Origin of the sequence: Amycolatopsis sp. A133 (assembly GCF_031082405.1) — a bacterium.
GTDB lineage: Bacteria > Actinomycetota > Actinomycetes > Mycobacteriales > Pseudonocardiaceae > Amycolatopsis.
The window spans coordinates 23,256-39,208 of sequence record NZ_JAVHJU010000007.1 but is presented as its reverse complement, the minus strand read 5'-3'; the positions used below and the strand labels follow the sequence as shown (position 1 = coordinate 39,208).

14 protein-coding genes are annotated in these 15,953 nt (G+C 70.6%); 11 read left to right on the top strand and 3 right to left on the bottom strand.

What is annotated here, in order from left to right:
• Positions 1-57 precede the first annotated feature (57 nt).
• From Q5425_RS08320 to Q5425_RS08290, 7 genes are all read left to right on the top strand, one after another.
• Positions 58-1,272 carry a sarcosine oxidase subunit beta family protein gene (locus tag Q5425_RS08320; protein ID WP_308671540.1) on the top strand — a complete coding sequence of 405 codons (1,215 nt, stop codon included), beginning with the start codon at positions 58-60 and terminating at the stop codon, positions 1,270-1,272.
• 8 nt (positions 1,273-1,280) lie between these two features.
• Positions 1,281-1,559, top strand: a complete 279-nt coding sequence (locus tag Q5425_RS08315) for a sarcosine oxidase subunit delta (RefSeq protein WP_308671539.1) — start codon at positions 1,281-1,283, stop codon at positions 1,557-1,559.
• The gene (locus Q5425_RS08310) at positions 1,556-4,090 is read left to right on the top strand and encodes a 2Fe-2S iron-sulfur cluster-binding protein (RefSeq protein WP_308671538.1); all 2,535 of its coding nucleotides are present in this window, start codon (positions 1,556-1,558) and stop codon (positions 4,088-4,090) included. Before Q5425_RS08315 ends, Q5425_RS08310 begins: the two co-directional genes overlap by 4 nt.
• Positions 4,080-4,556 (top strand): sarcosine oxidase subunit gamma family protein, encoded by a 477-nt coding sequence (locus Q5425_RS08305; RefSeq protein ID WP_308671537.1) that lies wholly within the window; start codon positions 4,080-4,082, stop codon positions 4,554-4,556. Before Q5425_RS08310 ends, Q5425_RS08305 begins: the two co-directional genes overlap by 11 nt.
• The gene (gene purU / locus Q5425_RS08300; RefSeq protein WP_308671536.1) at positions 4,553-5,395 is read left to right on the top strand and encodes a formyltetrahydrofolate deformylase; all 843 of its coding nucleotides are present in this window, start codon (positions 4,553-4,555) and stop codon (positions 5,393-5,395) included. Before Q5425_RS08305 ends, purU begins: the two co-directional genes overlap by 4 nt.
• An 11-nt stretch (positions 5,396-5,406) precedes the next feature.
• On the top strand, positions 5,407-7,833 hold the full coding sequence (locus Q5425_RS08295; RefSeq protein ID WP_308671535.1) for an FAD-dependent oxidoreductase: 2,427 nt from the start codon (positions 5,407-5,409) through the stop codon (positions 7,831-7,833).
• Positions 7,834-7,928: 95 nt separating this feature from the next.
• Positions 7,929-9,233 (top strand): trypsin-like peptidase domain-containing protein, encoded by a 1,305-nt coding sequence (locus tag Q5425_RS08290; RefSeq protein WP_308671534.1) that lies wholly within the window; start codon positions 7,929-7,931, stop codon positions 9,231-9,233.
• Here Q5425_RS08290 and Q5425_RS08285 read toward each other — a convergent pair.
• On the bottom strand, positions 9,230-9,604 hold the full coding sequence (locus tag Q5425_RS08285; RefSeq protein ID WP_308671533.1) for a MarR family transcriptional regulator: 375 nt from the start codon (positions 9,602-9,604) through the stop codon (positions 9,230-9,232). The two genes, Q5425_RS08290 and Q5425_RS08285, sit on opposite strands and share 4 nt — an antisense overlap.
• An 86-nt stretch (positions 9,605-9,690) precedes the next feature.
• On the opposite strand from Q5425_RS08285, the gene Q5425_RS08280 reads away from it, so the two are divergent.
• The gene (locus Q5425_RS08280) at positions 9,691-11,151 is read left to right on the top strand and encodes an MFS transporter (RefSeq protein ID WP_308671532.1); all 1,461 of its coding nucleotides are present in this window, start codon (positions 9,691-9,693) and stop codon (positions 11,149-11,151) included.
• Positions 11,152-11,267: 116 nt separating this feature from the next.
• Here the strand turns inward: Q5425_RS08280 and Q5425_RS08275 are convergent, their stop codons facing one another.
• The gene (locus Q5425_RS08275) at positions 11,268-12,281 is read right to left on the bottom strand and encodes a sigma-70 family RNA polymerase sigma factor (RefSeq protein WP_308671531.1); all 1,014 of its coding nucleotides are present in this window, start codon (positions 12,279-12,281) and stop codon (positions 11,268-11,270) included.
• Between the two features lie 153 nt (positions 12,282-12,434).
• Between Q5425_RS08275 and Q5425_RS08270 the strand changes: the two genes are divergently transcribed.
• The gene (locus Q5425_RS08270; RefSeq protein ID WP_308671530.1) at positions 12,435-13,157 is read left to right on the top strand and encodes an SDR family NAD(P)-dependent oxidoreductase; all 723 of its coding nucleotides are present in this window, start codon (positions 12,435-12,437) and stop codon (positions 13,155-13,157) included.
• 158 nt (positions 13,158-13,315) lie between these two features.
• Complete coding sequence (locus tag Q5425_RS08265; protein WP_308671529.1) at positions 13,316-13,792, top strand: SDR family oxidoreductase; 477 nt, start codon at positions 13,316-13,318, stop codon at positions 13,790-13,792.
• A 252-nt stretch (positions 13,793-14,044) separates the two neighbouring features.
• Here the strand turns inward: Q5425_RS08265 and Q5425_RS08260 are convergent, their stop codons facing one another.
• Positions 14,045-14,503 (bottom strand): carboxymuconolactone decarboxylase family protein, encoded by a 459-nt coding sequence (locus tag Q5425_RS08260; protein WP_308671528.1) that lies wholly within the window; start codon positions 14,501-14,503, stop codon positions 14,045-14,047.
• Between the two features lie 47 nt (positions 14,504-14,550).
• Here Q5425_RS08260 and Q5425_RS08255 point away from each other — a divergent pair, with 47 nt between their 5' ends.
• Entirely contained in the window at positions 14,551-15,951 is a 1,401-nt protein-coding gene (locus Q5425_RS08255) for a PLP-dependent aminotransferase family protein (RefSeq protein ID WP_308671527.1), read from the top strand.
• Positions 15,952-15,953: the final 2 nt, after the last annotated feature.

The window sequence follows — 15,953 nt, the reverse complement described above, 5'->3', positions numbered from 1 at the left end:
CCTACATCGACGATTGATATATCAGAAGTCGATCAGATGGATCGGACGGAGTGCCCGATGACCGACCTGCCGGACCACCCGGACTTCCTCTGGGCCAACCCCGAGCCGCGCAAGGCGTACGACGTGGTGGTGGTCGGCGGCGGCGGGCACGGCTTGGCCACCGCGTACTACCTGGCCAAGGTGCACGGCCTCACGAACGTGGCCGTGCTGGAGAAGGGCTGGCTCGCCGGGGGCAACATGGCCCGCAACACCACCATCATCCGGTCCAACTACCTCTGGGACGAGAGTTCCGGCATCTACGAGCACTCCCTGAAGCTGTGGGAAGGCCTCGAAGAGGACCTCGGCTACCCGATCCTGTTCAGCCAGCGCGGGGTGCTGAACCTGGCGCACAGCCTGCAGGACGTCCGCGACAGCGTCCGCCGCGTCGAGGCCAACAAGCTCAACGGCATCGACGCCGAATGGGTGGACGCCGACGGCGTCAAGGAGATCTGCCCGATCGTCAACACCTCGCCGGACGTCCGCTACCCGGTGCTCGGTGCGACCTTCCAGCCGCGCGCGGGCATCGCCAAGCACGACTACGTGGCTTGGGGCTTCGCGCGGGCGGCCCACGAACTGGGCGTCGACCTCATCCAGAATTGCGAGGTCACCGGCATCTCCACAGTGGACGGCCGGGTCACCGGCGTCGAGACGTCGAGGGGCCGGATCGCCGCGGGCAAGGTGGCGTTGTGCGCGGCCGGGCACACCTCCGTGCTGGCCCGCATGGTCGGGCTCGACCTGCCGCTGACGTCGCATCCGTTGCAGGCACTGGTGTCCGAGCTGCTGGAACCGATCCACCCGACGGTCGTCATGTCGAACGCCGTGCACGTCTACGTCTCCCAGGCCCACAAGGGCGAGCTCGTGATGGGCGCCGGCATCGACAGCTACCACGGCTACGGGCAGCGGGGTTCGTTCCACATCATCGAGCAGCAGATGGCGGCCGCGCTGGAGCTGTTCCCGGTGTTCGCGCGGGCGCACCTGCTGCGGACGTGGGCGGGGATCGTCGACGTCAGCCCGGACGCCTCGCCGATCATCGGGCTCACGCCGGTGGAGAACCTGTTCCTCAACTGCGGCTGGGGTACCGGCGGGTTCAAGGCCACTCCCGGCGTCGGTGACGTCTTCGCGGCGACCGTCGCCCGCGGCAAACCGCACGAGTACGCCGAGCCCTTCGCCCTCGACCGGTTCACCACCGGTGCCCTCGTCAACGAACACGGCGCCGCCGCCGTCGCGCACTAGGAGTCCTCATGCAGCTGATCCCTTGCCCGTGGTGCGGGCCGCGCGAAGAGGCCGAGTTCCACTACGGCGGCCAAGCGCACGTCGCCTACCCGCCGGATCCCTCGGCGCTGTCCGACGAAGAGTGGGCGAAGTTCCTTTTCTTCCGCGACAACCCGAGCGGGCCTCATCCCGAGCGGTGGAGCCATGCCGCGGGCTGTCGCCGCTGGTTCAACGCCGTCCGCGACACCCGCACCCACGACCTCCTGGCGGTCTACCGCCTCGACGAACCCCGGCCGGTGATCCGATGACCCGGCTGTCCGGCGTCCCGCTCAAGTTCACCTTCGACGGCCGCGAGCTGACCGGTTTCCGCGGCGACACCCTGGCTTCCGCGTTGCTGGCCAACGGCATCCACCAGGTCGCGACCAGCATCAGGCACGGACGGCCGCGCGGCATCGTCGCCGCCGGCGTCGAGGACTCGAACGCACTGGTGCAGATCGAGAAGCCGTTCCCCGAGCCGATGCTGAGCGCGACGACCGTCGAGTTGTACGACGGCCTGGCGGCCCGTGGCCTGCGCGGCCGGGGACGGCTCGCCACCGAACCGGACCCGGCGCGGTACGACACCAAGCACGCCCACTGCGACGTCCTGGTCATCGGCGCCGGCCCCGCCGGGCTCGCCGCCGCCCGCGCCGCCTCCGGCCGGGTCCTGCTCGTGGACGACCAGCCCGGTGGCGAAGCTCCCGAGGGTGTCCGGTTCCTCTCGCGCACCACGGCGTTCGGCATTTACGACGACGGTTTCGTGCTGGCCCTGGAGCGCCGGGGCGAGCCCGGACGGATCTCGCGGCAGCGGGTGTGGCGGATCCGGGCGAAGCGGATCGTCATCGCCACCGGCGCCCACGAGCGGCCGATCGTCTTCCCGGACAACGACCGGCCCGGCATCATGCTCGCCGGTGCCGCGCGCACGTACCTGAACCGCTACGGCGTCCTGGCCGGGCGGCGGGTGGTCGTGTTCACCACCAACGACTCCGCGCTCGACGCCGCCGCCGAACTGGCCGGCGCGGGGGCCGAGGTCGTGCGGATCGCCGACGCTCGCGAGGGCTACGGCGTCATCGGCACCGACGGCGGTGCCGACGGGCACATCACCGCCGCGCACCTCGCGAAACTGGGCGAGCTGCGGGGGGAGCGGGTCGAGTGCGACCTGCTGCTCGTGTCCGGCGGCTGGAACCCGGCCGTGCACCTGTTCAGCCAGGCCCGCGGCAAGCTGCGGTACGACGCCGGGCTGGGCGCGTACGTCCCGGACGGCGATCTCCCGCACGTGAGCGTCGTCGGCGCCGCCGCGGGTGCGGGCCTGCCGGAGACCAAGGTGCTCTGGCAGGTGCCCGCCCCGGAGTCCGAAGTGGACACGCGATTCGTCGACCTGCAGCGCGACGCCACGGTGTCCGACGTCCTGCGGGCGACCGGTGCCGGGCTGCGCTCGCTGGAGCACATCAAGCGCTACACGACCATCGGCACCGCGCACGACCAGGGCAAGACGTCCGGGATGCTCGCCGCGGGCATCACCGCCGAAGCCCTCGGCGTCGACCTCGCGACCCAGCGCCCGACGACGTTCCGGCCGCCGTACACCCCGGTTTCCTTCGCCGCGCTGGCCGGCCGGGACCGCGGTGCGCTGCACGATCCCGTGCGCGTCACGACGATCCACCCGTGGCACGTCGAGCACGGCGCCGAGTTCGAGAACGTCGGCCAGTGGAAGCGCCCGTGGTACTACCCGCGGCCCGGTGAGCCGATGCACGACGCCGTGCGGCGCGAATGCCGCGCGGCACGCACCGACGTGGCCTTCATGGACGGGTCCACGCTGGGCAAGATCGACGTCCAGGGCGCGGACGCCGGCTGGTTCCTCGACATGCTCTACACGAACCTGATGAGCACCCTGAAGATCGGCCGGATCCGCTACGGGGTGATGTGCGGCGTCGACGGGATGGTGCTCGACGACGGCACGGTCATCCGGATCGCCGAGAACCGGTTCCTGGTCACCACGACGACCGGCAACGCGGCGAAGGTCCTCGACTGGATGGAGGAGTGGCTGCAGACGGAGTGGCCGAACCTCGACGTCTTCGCCACGTCGGTGACCGAGCACTGGGCCACGATTCCCCTGGTCGGCCCCCGGTCGCGGGAGGTGCTCGGCCGCCTGGCGCCGGACCTCGACGTCTCGAACGACGCCTTCGGGTTCATGACCTGGCAGGACGCCGAGGTCGCCGGGATCAAGGCCCGGGTCTGCCGGATCAGCTTCTCCGGCGAGCTGGCCTACGAGATCAACGTCCCGTCCTGGTACGGGCTCGCACTCTGGGAGGCCATCGCGGACGAGGGCGCCACGCCGTACGGCACGGAAACCATGCACGTCCTGCGGGCCGAGAAGGGCTACCCGATCATCGGCCAGGACACCGACGGCACGGTCACCCCGCAGGACCTCGGGATGTCCTGGGTGGTGTCGAAGAAGAAGGCCGACTTCCTCGGCAAGCGGTCGTTCGCCCGTGCCGAGAACAACCGGCCCGATCGCAAGCAGCTGGTCGGGCTGCTGCCGGTCGACCCATCGGTGCTGCTGCCCGAGGGCTCGCAGCTCATCGAATCCGAGGTCGTGCCGGAACCGCCGGTGCGGATGCTCGGGCACGTCACCTCCAGCTACGACAGCGTCGCCCTCGGCCGCACTTTCGCGCTCGCGTTGGTGCGCTCGGGCCGGGAGCGGATCGGCGAGACGCTCTACGTGCCGGTCGGGGACCAGGTCGTGCCGGTGACCGTGACCGAATCCGTGCTCTTCGACAAGGAAGGAGCCCGCCGTGACGGTTGACGCGGTCGAAGAACCGTTCCGCACCCAGTTCACCGTCCGCCTCCGGGCGGGTGACACGCTGCTCGGCGTCGCCTTGCCCGGCCCGTGCACCTTCACCAGCGGCAACGGCGTCGACGTCCTCTGGATGGGCCCCGACGAATACCTCGTCCTCGCCCAACCCGAGCTTTCACGTGAAAGCTCCGACCTGGAGGCCGAGCTTTCACGTGAAAGCTCGGCCGTGGTCGACGTGTCGGCGCAGCGGAACGTTGTGCGGCTCAGCGGTGAGCACGCCCGGGACGTTTTGGCGCACGGGTGCTCGATCGACCTCGAGGTGTCGCCGCCGGGTACGTGCGTGCAGACGCTGTGCGCGCGGACCGGGATCGTGCTGATGGTCCGGGACGAGGGCTTCACCATCCTCGTGCGGCAGTCGTTCTCGGACTACTTGACGGCCTGGCTGGCCGACGCGAGCTTGGAGTACGTCTCGTGACCTTCACCTTGACGCTCAAGTGCCCGGAACGCGCCGGGATCGTCCACGCCGTCACGACGTTCCTGGTCGGGCAGGGCTGCGACATCGTCGAGCACCAGCAGTTCGACGACGACGTCCGCGGCTCGCTGTTCCTGCGCACGTCGTTCACCTGCGCCGGACAGCCCACCGTGGACGACCTGACCCGCGCGTTCGCCCCCGTGGCCGGGGACTTCGCCATGGAGTTCGGGTTCTCCGACGGCACCCCGCCGCGGATCCTGGTCATGGTGTCGAAGTTCGGGCACTGCCTCAACGACCCGCTCTTCCGCTGGCGCGCGGGCGGCCTCGGCGCCGAGATCGCCGTCGTCGTCTCCAACCACGAGGACCTGCGGCCGATGACCGAGGCGGCCGGTGTCCCGTTCGTGCACGTCCCGGTCACGCCCGGCACCAAGCCCGAGGCCGAGCAGCGGCTGCTCGACCTCGTCGGGGAACACGAAGCGGACCTGATCGTGCTCGCCCGGTACATGCAGGTGCTGTCGAACGAGCTGTGCCAGAAGCTCGAAGGCCGCGCGATCAACATCCACCACTCGTTCCTGCCCGGTTTCAAGGGCGCCAAGCCGTACCACCAGGCCTACGACCGCGGCGTCAAGTACGTCGGCGCGACCGCGCACTACGTCACGCCCGACCTCGACGAGGGCCCGATCATCGAGCAGGAGGTCCAGCGCGTCGACCACACGTATTCACCGCGCGAGCTGGTGACCGTCGGCCGCGACGCCGAAGCCCTGGCCCTCTCCCGCGCGGTGCGCTGGCACTGCGAACGCCGCGTCCTGCTCAACGGCAACAGCACCGTCGTCTTCCGCTAAGGAGTCCCGCCATGCCTTCACCGCGAGTCGTGATCATCGGCGCCGGCATCGTCGGCGCGAACCTGGCCGACGAGCTGACCGCCCGCGGCTGGACCGACGTCACCGTGCTCGACCGGGGCCCGCTGCCGCGCACCGGCGGGTCGACGTCGCACGCGCCGGGCCTGGTCTTCCAGACCAACCCGTCGAAGGCGATGACGGACTTCGCGCGCTACACCGTCGAGAAGTTCCTGGAGCTGGACTGCTTCCTCCAGGTCGGTGGCATGGAGGTGGCGACCACCCCGGCGCGCTGGGAGGACCTCAAGCGCAAGCACGGCTGGGCGACGTCGTGGGGCGTTCCCGGCTCGCTCATCGACGCCGGCGAGTGCGTCCGGCGGTGGCCGCTCCTGGACGGTGCCCGGATCTTCGGCGCGCTGCACACGCCGACCGACGGCCTCGCGCGGGCCGCCAAGGTGGTCGAAGTGCTGGCCGCCCGAGCGGGTTCGCGGGGCGCGAAGTTCATCGGCTCGACCCGCGTCACCGACGTGCTCCAGGAACGCGGGCGCGTCACCGGCGTCCGGACCGGCCAGGGTGACTTCCCGGCCGACGTCGTCGTGTCGTGCGCCGGGTTCTGGGGCCGCGAGATCGGCGCGATGGCCGGCGTGGACGTCCCGCTGCTGCCGCTGGCGCACCAGTACGCCAAAACCGGGCCGGTCGCGGAACTCGTGGGCCGGAACTCCGAAGAAGCCGAGGCGAGCCTGCCCATCCTGCGTCACCAGGACCAGGACCTGTACTTCCGCGAGCACGTCGACCGGCTCGGCATCGGCTCCTACGCCCACCGCCCGATGCCGGTCGACGAGTCCACTTTGGACCCGTCGGTGACCGGGACGGCGATGCCGTCCATGCTGCCGTTCACCGAGGACGACTTCGCGCCGTCGTGGGAGGAAAGCAAGCTGCTGCTGCCCGCGTTGCGCCGGACCAAGGTCGAGGAGGGCTTCAACGGCATCTTCTCCTTCACCCCGGACGGCCAGTCGCTGGTCGGCGAGTCGGCCGGCGTCCGCGGGTTCTGGCTGGCCGAGGCGATCTGGGTGACGCACTCCGCGGGCATCGCGAAGGCCGTCGCCCAGCTGCTCGTCGACGGGCATTCCGAAGTGGACACCCACGACATCGACGTCCACCGCTTCGAGGACGTCCAGCTCGCGCCGTCGTACGTGCACGAAACGGCGCAGCAGAACTTCGTCGAGGTCTACGACATCCTGCACCCGTTGCAGCCCAAGCTTTCCCCGCGCGACCTGCGCGTGACGCCGTTCCACGCACGGCAGCGGGAACTGGGCGCGGTGTTCCTGGAAGCGGGCGGCTGGGAGCGGCCGCACTGGTTCGAGGCCAACGCGCCGCTGCTGAAGAAGCTCCCGCACGACGCGCTCCCGCCGGCGCGGGACTCGTGGTCGGCGCAGTTCCACTCGCCGATCGCGGCGGCCGAGGCGTGGCACACGCGCAACGGCGTCGCGCTGTACGACATGACGCCGTTGAAGCGGGTGGAGATCAGCGGTCCCGGGTCGCTGGAGTTCCTGCAGTCGCTGACGACCAACCAGCTCGACAAGCCGGTCGGCTCGGTGACCTACACGCTGATGCTCGACAACGCCGGCGGCATCCGCAGCGACGTCACGGTCGCCCGGCTGGAACCGGAGCTGTTCCAGGTCGGGATCAACGGCAACATCGACGTCGACCACTTCGTCAAGCACGCGCCCCTTGGCGTGCGGGTCCGGGACATCACCGGCGGGACCTGCTGCGTCGGCGTCTGGGGTCCGTTGGCGCGGGACCTCGTGCAGCCGTTGTCGCGCGAAGACTTCTCACACACGGGGTTGAAGTACTTCCGGGCTCTGAAGGCGCGGATCGCCGGGGTGCCGGTGGTCGCCATGCGGCTGTCCTATGTGGGCGAACTCGGCTGGGAGATCTACACCGGCGCGGACAACGGCCTGCGGCTGTGGGACGCGCTGTGGGCGGCCGGGCGGCCCCTCGGCGTCATCGCGGCCGGCCGCGCGGCGTTCAACAGCCTGCGGCTGGAGAAGGGCTACCGGCTGTGGGGCACCGACGTGACGACCGAGCACGACCCGTACGAAGCCGGCGTCGGCTTCGCGGTGCGCCCGGCGAAGGGGAAGTTCCTCGGCCGGGACGCGCTCGAGGGCCGGACCGCGACGCGGCGGCTGCGGTGCCTGACGATCGACGACGGCCGCACGGTGGTGCTGGGCAAGGAACCGGTGTTCGTCGACGGCGTGGCCTCGGGGTACGTCACGAGTGCCGCGTACGGGTACACCGTCGGCCGTCCGATCGCGTACGCGTGGCTCCCGGCGACGGCGGACGTCGGCCGCAGCGTGGAGATCGAGTACTTCGGCCGCCGGGTCGCGGCCACGGTGGCCGCCGAGCCGCTGGTCGACCCCGGCATGGAACGGATCCGGCGGTGAATCCACAGCAAGTCCACGGAACCGGGCAAGGAAATTCTCAGGAAAGGGGCGTTTCCTGGTAAGAGCCGGAGGCTGGCCGAGAGCTGGAGCTGCGCATGAGCGAGGACGACCGAGGACCGCGAGGCGGCGGCGAGTACCCGTACGGCTACGGCCAAGGCGGGTACCCGCCGGAGTACTACGGGCAGAACGGGTACCCCCGGCAGCAGTACGACCAGCCCCGGGACCAGTGGGGACAGCCGTACACCCAACCGATCTACGCTTACCCGCAGCAGCCCGCCTACCAGCCACCCCCGCGCCGGAGCCACCCGCTGCGGGCGCTGACCGTCGCGGTTGCCGCGATCGCGCTGGCGGTGGTCGCCGGGCTCGGGATCGGGCACCTGATCTCCGGGGCGGCCGCCCCCACCGCGGGCGGGAACCAGAACTTCGGCTTCTCCGGGCAGCCCAGTGCGGCCAAGACGGTGCTCGACGTCGACGCCGTGAAGGCGAAGGTCAACCCGGCCATCGTGAACATCAACACCCAGCTCGGGCTGCAGGGCGCGGCCGCGGCGGGCACCGGCATCGTGCTCACCGCCGACGGCGAGGTGCTGACCAACAACCACGTCGTCGCCGGGGCGACCAGCATCAAGGTCACCAGCATCGGCACCGGTGACACCTACCCGGCCGAAGTGGTCGGCTACGACCGCACCGAGGACATCGCGGTCCTGCAGCTGAAGGGCGCGTCCGGCCTGCCCACGGCGTCCATCGGCGACTCGTCCACGGTCCAGGTCGGCGACCAGATCCTCGGTCTCGGCAACGCCGGCGGCCGCGGCGGCGACCCGGTACCCGCACCCGGCACGGTGACGGCGCTGGACCAGTCGATCACCGCCTCGGACGAGTCCAGCGGGTCGTCCGAGCAGCTAACCGGGCTCATCCAGGTCCGGGCGAACATCGAGTCGGGTGACTCCGGCGGCCCGCTCGTCAACGCGGACGCGCAGGTCATCGGCGTGAACACCGCCGCGTCCACCGGCTACCAGCTGAACGGGCGCCGCAGCGGCGGCGCCGGCCAGGGGTTCGCCATCCCGATCGACCAGGCCGTCGACATCGCGCACCGGATCGTCGCGGGCCAGGCGTCGGACAAGATCCACATCGGCAAGACGGCGTTCATCGGCGTCTCGGTGTCCGACGGCCAGGGCGGCGCAAAGGTCCGCGAGGTGGTCCAGCGCGGACCGGCGCAGAAGGCGGGCCTCGCGGCCGGCGACGTGATCACGGCCATCAACGGCAAGCCGGTCGACTCCGCGACGACGTTGACGAACGTGATGGACACCCACCACCCGGGCGACGAGCTGACGCTGTCGGTGACCGGCGCCGCCGGTGGCCGGCAGCAGGTGCAGGTCAAGGCGATCGAAGGGCCGGTCGGTTAGCCCAGGGTTTCCCGCAGCACTTCGCGGTGGGTCTGCTTGGCCGCGAGGTACTTCTCCCGGCCGGCGTCGGTGATCGTGACGAAGATGCCGCGCCGGTCCACTTCGCAGAGCGCGCGCTCCACCAGGCCTTCCTTCTCCAGGCGGGCGACCAGGCGGGACGTGGCGCTCTGGCTGAGGTGGATGGCCTCGGTGAGGTCGGCCGACCGGCACTTGGATTCGCCGGTCGCGACCCGCTCCAGGGCCTCGAACTCGTTCGCGCCGATGCCGTGGCGCTCCTGCAGGCGGCACTCGAGCGTGCTGAACACGGCCGAGTAGCGGGCCAGCAGGTCGTGCCACTCCTGGACCAGTTCCTTCTCGGCGACGTCGCTCACGGCGACCAACTTAGCATGCACACACATCAGATGCAACTGCATTAAATGCTTGGACATTAGATGCGCGTGCATGTAACATCGCCGCCATGAGTTCTTCCGTGTCCTTGTCCACCACCTCGACCCGGTGGGACGCACGTCTCTGGGGTGTCCTGCTCACCGTTTCGATCGTCATCGGTCTCGACGCGCTCGACGTGTCGATGGTCGGGGTTGCGCTCCCCGCCATCCAGGCCGACCTCGGCTTGTCCACCAACGCGCTGCAGTGGGTCGTCAGCGGGTACGTGCTCGGCTACGGCGGGCTGCTGCTGCTCGGCGGCCGCACCGCCGACCTGCTCGGCCGCCGCCGCGTGTTCCTCATTGCCGTCGCGGTGTTCGCGCTGGCTTCGCTGCTCGGCGGTCTCGTCGACGACGGCGCACTGCTCATCGCGAGCCGCTTCATCAAGGGCTTGGCCGCGGCCTTCACCGCGCCGGCCGCGTTGTCCATCGTCACCACGACGTTCCAGGAAGGTCCGGCCCGCAACAAGGCGATCGGCATCTTCGCCGTGTTCGGGGCCAGCGGCTACTCGGCCGGGCTGGTGTTCTCCGGCCTGCTGACCGAGGTCGGCTGGCGCTGGACGTTCCTGCTGCCCGCGCCGATCGCGCTGGTGGCACTGGTCGCGGCGTGGAAGCTGATCCCGTCCTACCGGCGCGAAGAGGGCCGCGGCTACGACTTCCCGGGGGCGATCACCGGCGCCGCCGGCTCCCTGCTGCTGGTGTACGGCGTGGTCGAGGCCCCGGAAATCGGCTGGGCCGCACCGCGCACGCTGATCACGTTCGTCGTCGCGGCGGCGCTGCTGGTGACGTTCGTGATCATCGAAAAGCGCAGCACCCACCCGCTGCTGCGGCTGGGCATCCTGCGGTCCGGCCCGCTGGCCAGGGCCAACCTCGGCGGCGCGCTGTTCTTCGGCGCGTACATCGGGTTCCAGTTCGTCGTGATGCTCTACCTGCAGCGGGTGCTGGGCTGGTCCGCGCTGCAGACGGCGCTCGGTTTCCTGCCGGCGGCGCTGATCGTGGCGTTCGGCTCCCCGCGCATCGAGCCGCTGATCGACCGGGTGGGCACGCCCCGCACGATCTTCGCGGGCGTGGTCGCGCACGTCATCGGCTACGCGCTGTTCCTGCGCGTCGACGAGCACTCGGGCTACGCGGGTGCGGTCCTGCCGAGCATGATCCTGCTCGGCATCGGCTTCACGCTGGCGTTCTCCTCGCTCAACATCCAGGCAACGGCGGGCATCGCCGACGACGAGCAGGGCCTGGCCGGCGGGCTGCTGAACACATCCCTGCAGGTCGGCGGCGCGATCGGGCTGGCGGTGGTCACGGCGGTCCTGACGGCCAACGGCGGCCGGGAGGCTTCGCCCGCCGCGCTGCTGACCGGGCTGACACCCGCGCTGAGCGTGGTCACCGGGATCGCGGTGCTGGGCCTGCTCATCGCGGCCAGTGGCCTGGTGGCCCGGAAGCGGGAAACCGCCGTGGAACCGGTCGTGGAAGAGGATCTGCTCGCCCTCGCGGACTGACCGACAAGGTTACTGCTGGTCAAGGCAGGCGGCCGTGGGTTCTGGACTCCCACGGCCGCCTGTCGTAGGCGGGCCGCGTCGGTTCGGGTTCCCGGGCACGGACAACCAGCAGGAGGTCAGTTGCCGGGCAGGGACCGCGGAAGCCCGAACCACGGAAGGACGCTGTTGTCGAAACGGGTCACGGCGCTGATCCGATCGCCGGCCAAGGTGAGGACCACGAGTCCCGTCCCACGCCGGATGCCATCGCTGCCCGAGCGCAGATAAGTACCGAACGCCGGTTGGCTGTTCGCGCGCGTAGGCACCAGGTAGTACTTCCGGTTGGCGCTCATGAGCGCGGCGTAGAACCCGGAGACGGCGTCGCGGCCGAGGTATTCGAGCGGCATCGGCGGCATGGAGACGCGAGCGTCGTCGGTGAGCAGGCCGATCAGGGCGTCGACGTCGCCGGATTCGTAGGCGCGGGCGAACTTCGCCACGAGTGCCTCTTCGGCCGGCGAGGCGGGCGCCGGTGGTGAACCGGCCATCCCGCTCGGCGGGAGCCGCCGTTCCAGCGTGGCGCGAGCTCGTTTGAGTGCGCTGTTGACCGAATCGACGGAAGCGCCGAGCATGCCGGCGACCTCGGCCGCCGGGTAGCCGAGCACCTCGCGCAAGATCAGGACGGCACGTTGGCGCGCCGGCAGGAGCTGGAGCGCAGTGACGAACGCCAGCGAGATGGCCTCTTTCCGCTCATAGCGCGCTTCCGGTCCGAGCGGCGCGGCGATCGCGCCGTCGAGGAGAGCGTCCGGGTAGGGCTCCAGCCACACGACTTCGCCGAGCCGGCTCGGCTCGGGCGGTTCGACCTCGGGCACATCCCACTCCTTTGCCGGGCGACGGCCGGCCGAGCGAATCGCGTTGAGGCACTGGTTCGTGGCGATCCGGTACAGCCAGGTGCGGATCGAGGCACGCCCCTCGAACCGGTCGAGTGCCCGCCACGCCGCGAGCAGCGTGTCCTGCAAAGCGTCCTCGGCGTCCTGGAACGAGCCGAGCAGCCGGTAGCAGTGCATGTGCAGCTCCCGGCGATGTGGCTCGGTCACCTGCCGGAACGCCTCGCCGTCGCCGGCCTGCGCCCTCGCGATCAGCTCGCTCCCTGTCACGTCTCATCACCCACCCGGTGTCGGTTCTTGCCGGCCCTTTTCCGGTTCAGACACCGGGCCGGCCGAGAACTGGGCGCACCGTGCCCGCCCAATTCCTCCGCAGCGTGGTGTCTGCACCATCGACAGCTCGATTCCACCTCATGAGGAGCACGCATGACACTCACGGGCAAGACAGTCCTGGTCACCGGAGCCAATCGCGGCATCGGAAGGGCGCTGGTCGAGGAGGCGCTGAGCAGGGGCGCCGAACGGGTCTACGCCGGCACACGGCAGGCCGTGAACCCCACCGACGAGCGCGTCACGCCGCTGGTCCTGGACCTGACGGACGCCGCCCGGATCAACCTCGCCGCCGAGGCCGTCGATTCGCTCGATGTCCTGATCAACAACGCGGGCGTCTACGGCTACGAAGAGCTGGCTGATCGAGCCGCCCTCGAGCGGCACCTCGCGGTCAACCTCTTCGGACCTTACGCCGTCACGCAGGCCTTCCTGCCCCGGCTCGTCGAGTCGCAAGGCGCGATCGTCAACGTGCTGTCCTTGGCTGCGGTGGCTGCCGTGCCCATCAGTCCTGCGTACTCGATCTCCAAGGCGGCTGCCTTCTCGTTGACGCAGTCCCTGCGTGCCACTCTCGCCGGCCAGGGCGTGGACGTCCACGCCGTGCTGCCCGGTCCCGTGGACACCGACATGGTGCGCGACCTCGAGATCCCGAAGTCGTCACCGCAGTCGGTAGCCGCAGCCATCCTCGACGGGCTGGCCAAGGGAGAGGACGAGATCTTCCCCGATCCCTTCTCGCAGACGCTTGCCGACAGCTGGAACAGCGGGGCGATCAAGGCGCTCGAACGTCAGAACGCGACGCTCGTCGGCGCGGCCGGGAACCGGTAGCGGAAGGGCATGCCCATGAGCACGAGTCTGCTGCTCCGGAACAAGACGGCCGTGATCTACGGAGCCGGCGGCGCCATCGGTAACGCCGTCGCCAGAACATTCGCGCGCGAGGGGGCACGCCTCTTTCTCACCGGGCGCAGGCCGAGCACCTCGACACAGTGATCGGGAAGGCGGGACGCATCGACATCTCGTTCAACGCCGTCGGGCTCCGCAACACCACGCTGCAGGGCGTTCCGCTCGTCGAGCTCGACGTCGAGGAGTTCATGCGACCCGTCAACGAGCACGTACGCGCCGGCTTCTTGACCGCACGCCTGGCCGGCCGGCACATGGCCGCCGGGGAAGCCCTGATCAGGGACCTTTCCGTCGAACTTGCGCCGTCCGGCGTACGCGTGGCCGGCGTCCGGACCCAGGGCATGCCCGACAGCGGCACGATCGAAGAGGTCTTCGGCATCCACGCCAAGGCCCACGGAATCGCTCGCGAGCAGTTCCAGGCCATGGTGGCCGAGCGGACACACCGCAAACGCCTGCCGAGCCTCCAAGAGATGGCCGAGGTCGTCACGTTCATCGCCTCGGACCGGGCCACCGGTATCGCCGGAACCATGGCCAACATGAGCCTCGGAGCCATCCCCGACTAAGCCGCCCGGAGGAGCGCGATCATGACCGACATCACGGGCAGGACCGCGTTCGCCGAGGCAGGTGCTTCGGTCGCGCGTCCGGTAGGTGGGGGCGAACGCCTGCTGCGCCTCTCGCGAGGTGGCTGCTGAACGGTCGATCCGGCCGGATGGGACAGGGTTGCCGGCAACCGTGTCCCACCCCGCCGGACCACAGTTGGTCTCGGTCCACGGGGACGGGCGCGTCGAACGCAACCAAGGCCGCATCGGGGCGCTTCACCGGACCGCCCGCTCGTCCGTGCCCGGCACCTTCGCGGTCGTGATGGCGATGCGGTTCCACGTGTTGATCGTGAAGATCAGCGCCAGCAGCTGGGCCAGTTCCTCCTCGCCGAACTGACCGGCGGCGCGGGCGTAGACGTCGTCGGGGACGCCGCCCTCCGAAAGGAGCGTGACGGCTTCGGTCAGTCCCAGCGCGGCCTGCTCCTTCTCGCTGAAGAAGCTCGTGGCCTCGGGCCACACCGCGATCATGTGCAGCCGCTCCTCGCTTTCGCCGGCCTTGCGGGCGTCCGACGTGTGCACGTGCAGGCAGTAGGCGCAGCGGTTGAGCTGGGACGCGCGGATCTGGACCAGCTCGACCAGCGCGGGGTCGAGCCCGGCGCGGGCGGCGGCGTCGAAGCCGATCAGGGCCTTGAAGGCCTTCGGGGCGGTCTTGGCGAAGTTCACTCGGTTCGTCATGACCAGAAATCTACGGCCCGGTTGACCCACCTGTAGGGTGCATTTCTGTGGCAAAAGAGTGGGTCAATTCCGGGGAGCGGCTCGGCGCCGACCTGCACCTGGAGCTGCCGCGCCCGGGTGGCAAACGAGCCGCGCTCATCACCGCCCTGCGGGACGCCGTCCGTGCCGGGCGGCTCGCGCCCGGCACCCGGCTGCCGCCCTACCGGTCGCTGGCCGCCGATCTCGGGCTCGCCCGCAACACCGTGGCCGACGCCTACGCCGAGCTGGTCGCCGAGGGCTGGCTCACCGCCGTCCAGGGCTCCGGCACCCGGGTCGCCGAGCGCGCCGAGCCGCTCGAACCCGTGCGGGTGCCGAAGAAGGCGCCGCGAGCGCCGGCGCCGGTCCACAACCTCCGGCAAGGCCAGCCGGACACGACGTCGTTCCCGCGCACCGAATGGCTCGCCGCCGCGCGCCGCGCGCTGAACGAGGCGCCCCACGACGCCTTCGGCCCCGGCGATCCGCGCGGCCGGCGGGAACTGCGGGAAGCCCTCGCCCAGTACCTCGCACGGGCCCGTGGCGTGCGGACGTCACCGGAGCGGATCGTCGTGTGCTCCGGGGTCGCGCACGCCCTGCGGCTGCTGTTCCCGGCGGTGCTGCCGGGGCCGCTCGCCGTCGAGTCCTACGGTCTCGCGTTCCACCGCTCGCTCTTCGCCGACGTGGGTGTCCGCACGGTCCCGCTGGCCCTGGACGAGCACGGTGCGCGCGTCGGAGACCTGACCGTCCCGGCCGTGCTGCTGACGCCCGCGCACCAGTTCCCGACCGGCGGCCCGCTGCACCACGACCGCCGCACGGCGGTCGCCGGGCACGTCCGGGCGACCGGCGGCGTGCTCGTCGAAGACGACTACGACGGCGACTTCCGCTACGACCGCAAGCCGGTCGGCGCGGTACAGGGCCTCGACCCCGAGCACGTCGTCTACGTCGGCTCGGTCAGCAAGAGCCTCTCGCCCGCGCTGCGCCTCGGCTGGCTGGTGCTGCCCGGGCACCTCGTCGACCCCGTGCTCGCCGTGAAGGGCGAGCGCGAGGCGTGGGCGGGCGTGCTCGACCAGCTCACCCTGGCCGAGTTCCTGGCTTCCGGCGCGTACGACCGGCACGTCCGCCGGATGCGCCAGCGCTACCGCCGCCGTCGCGACCGGCTCGTGACGGCGCTCGCCGAGCGGGCGCCGCACGTCACGGTCACCGGGATCGCCGCCGGTCTGCACGCCGTGCTCCGCCTCCCGCCGGGCACCGAAAAGGCGGCGCTGAAGGCCGCGGCCTGGCAGGGGCTGGCGCTGGACGGACTGGCCGCCTTCCGGCACCCGGACAGCACCATGTCCACAATGGACGGGCTGGTGGTCGGCTACGCGACGCCGCCGGAACACGCCTACGGGGCGGCTCTCGACGCACTGTGCCGGGCGTTGCCGCCCGCGTGAGG